This is a genomic window from Neisseria sp. P0021.S005 (genome assembly GCF_051956955.1).
In genome coordinates this window covers 1-2,294 of record NZ_JBQCWY010000488.1, presented here as the reverse complement: position 1 = coordinate 2,294, position 2,294 = coordinate 1, and the positions used below count along the sequence as shown (strand labels likewise).

General features: G+C 48.2%; 4 protein-coding genes. All 4 read left to right on the top strand.

Annotated elements, in window-relative coordinates; genetic code table 11:
• A partial coding sequence (locus ACTHUE_RS15950; protein ID WP_440423969.1) for a sigma-70 family RNA polymerase sigma factor occupies nucleotides 1-399 on the top strand: 399 nt, incomplete at its 5' end.
• Between the two features lie 5 nt (nucleotides 400-404).
• Entirely contained in the window at nucleotides 405-953 is a 549-nt protein-coding gene (locus ACTHUE_RS15945) for a sigma-E factor negative regulatory protein (protein ID WP_107792033.1), read from the top strand.
• Nucleotides 954-1,070: 117 nt separating this feature from the next.
• Entirely contained in the window at nucleotides 1,071-1,862 is a 792-nt protein-coding gene (locus ACTHUE_RS15940; RefSeq protein WP_440423968.1) for a TrmH family RNA methyltransferase, read from the top strand.
• Nucleotides 1,863-1,896: 34 nt separating this feature from the next.
• The coding region (locus ACTHUE_RS15935; protein WP_440423967.1) for a UPF0149 family protein at nucleotides 1,897-2,294 on the top strand (398 nt) is incomplete at its 3' end.

Genomic DNA, 2,294 nt, shown 5'->3' with positions numbered 1-2,294 from the left:
GAAAGTGCATTTTATACATGGCTGTACCGTATCGGTATCAATACGGCAAAGAATTTCCTGACCACTTCGGGTCGTCAGTTTTTTGTCAGCTCGGAAGCGGCCAATGAGGAGGGAGATGTTCTTGATTTAACCGATCAGATTGCGGATTACCATACGCCGGAAGCTGAGATGATGAATCGGGAAATCTTGCAGACCGTCGAAGCAAGCATTGCGCAACTGCCAGACGATATGCGTCAAGCCATTACGCTTAGGGAAATGGACGGCTTGTCTTACGAAGAAATAGCTCGGGTAGTGGATTGTCCGATAGGTACAGTACGTTCGCGTATTTTCAGAGCGCGTGAACTGATTGCAAAAGATTTGCGGCCGCTGTTGGATACTTCTGAAGATCAAAGGTGGTAATAAAAATGAACGACAAAACAAATAAAGCATTGGAGTATGTGTCCGCATTGATGGACGGTGAAGCATTGACTGATGAGATGCTGGATGCCGTATTGGCAGACGAGGAAGCATTGCGCGCTTGGCATGAGTACCACATTATCGGCGACTGTATCCGTCAGGGCGCTGCGGCGAAGGTGGCTGATGAAAGCATGCAAAGCAAAGCATTTACAGTGCCTCAAGCTGAGATTGCCGGCAAGCAGGAAAAATATACTCATCGCGAAGCGGCCAATAACGGCTTCTTTAAATTCTTTGCAGCCGCTGCCAGCGTGTGTGCCATTGCTGTGACGGCATGGCAGTTTACGCCGCAAACTTCTCGTGACGCTATGCCGGTTGCCGAGAAGTCTAATATTCAGCCAGCACAAGATATCATTCCAGTAAGCGGTACGCCTGACGATAAAGCGGCTTCCGAGCCTGGCGAGACCGTTGTACCAAATGCGGCAAAAGACGGCAAAATTGAAAACCGTCCGACTGTCCGTACCGATCAAAAAAATGAGCAGCAGACTGTTGTACAGTAAAAAATGAAATCATGCAAAACCCTTGCTTTATGGCAAGGGTTTTTATTTTTTCAGTAAAACCGTCAGGCCGTCTGAAAGCATAGCTTCAAAGAAGTCAAAACAGTTATAATGCGCTCCATGAAACTGATTACCTCTGCTCAAAACGAACAGCTCAAACATTTATTCCGTCTTTTGACGCAGGCCAAAACAAGGCGCGAAAGCGGTGAAACCGTATTGGAAGGCGTACATCTGCTGCAAACTTATTTGCAAAGCGGCGGTATGCCCAAACAGGTTTATCTGCCTGAAAAGAAACAGCAACATCCTGAAATTCAAGAGATTGTGGCGCAGTTGGACGAAGGGTTGATTACATGGGTTGGTAACGAAGCACTGTCTAAAATCACCAGTCTGACCGATGCCGATGATGTGATGACTTGGATTGATATTCCGCAGCAGGCAGGTTTACCTTCAGACGGCGATTGTGTGGTATTGGAGCGGGTACAAGACCCCGGCAATGCAGGGACGATTTTGCGCAGCGCGGCGGCAGCCGGAGTCAGGCAAATCGTGTGCGGCAATGATTCCGTGGATATCTGGTCGCCTAAAGTGTTGCGAGCGGGGATGGGTGCACATTTTTTGCTGTCTATTTTTAGCCGAGTGGAATTATCCGCTTGGATGGAAACGTATCAGCATCAAATTTGGGCAACCGCCTTGGGCGGGCGCAATATCGGTTTGTATGAAATGGACCTCAGCCGACCTTGCGCTTGGGTGTTTGGCAACGAAGGCAGCGGCGTGAGCGAAACGGTAAAAGAGAAGGCCGATGCCTGTGTCAAAATTCCCATGTTGGGGCAAACCGAATCTCTGAATGTCGCGATGGCGGCAACGGTTTGTCTGTTTGAACAAATGCGGCAGCGTATCCATGCCCAGGCCGTCTGAAAACAATAATACGATTTTATTTTAAGGAACAAAAATGCAAATACTGACTTTTGATGAAGCGGCACGCAGCCGATTGATGGAATTGTTGGATGCCAAATCCGAAGCCCACAACACCATGCGTTGTGATGAAGTGCAGGGTTTCATGATGGCTTTATTGAGCGGTCCGGACGCTTTGAATCCGACCAACTGGCTGCCTGAGATTTTGGGTGAAGAATCTTTGTTTGATGCCAAAGAGCGCACTGAAATCGAGCGTTTGGTCATGGCAATGGCCGCCGATATGCGCATGAAGCTCAACGAAAAAATTCTGCCTGATTTGTGGTTTTATGAAGATGAAGCCGGCAATCCGGATTTCTACACTTGGTGTAACGCCTATCTTTACGCACTGGATATTGTGCCTACCGATTGGTTTGAAGCAGTCGATCAGGAAGAGTT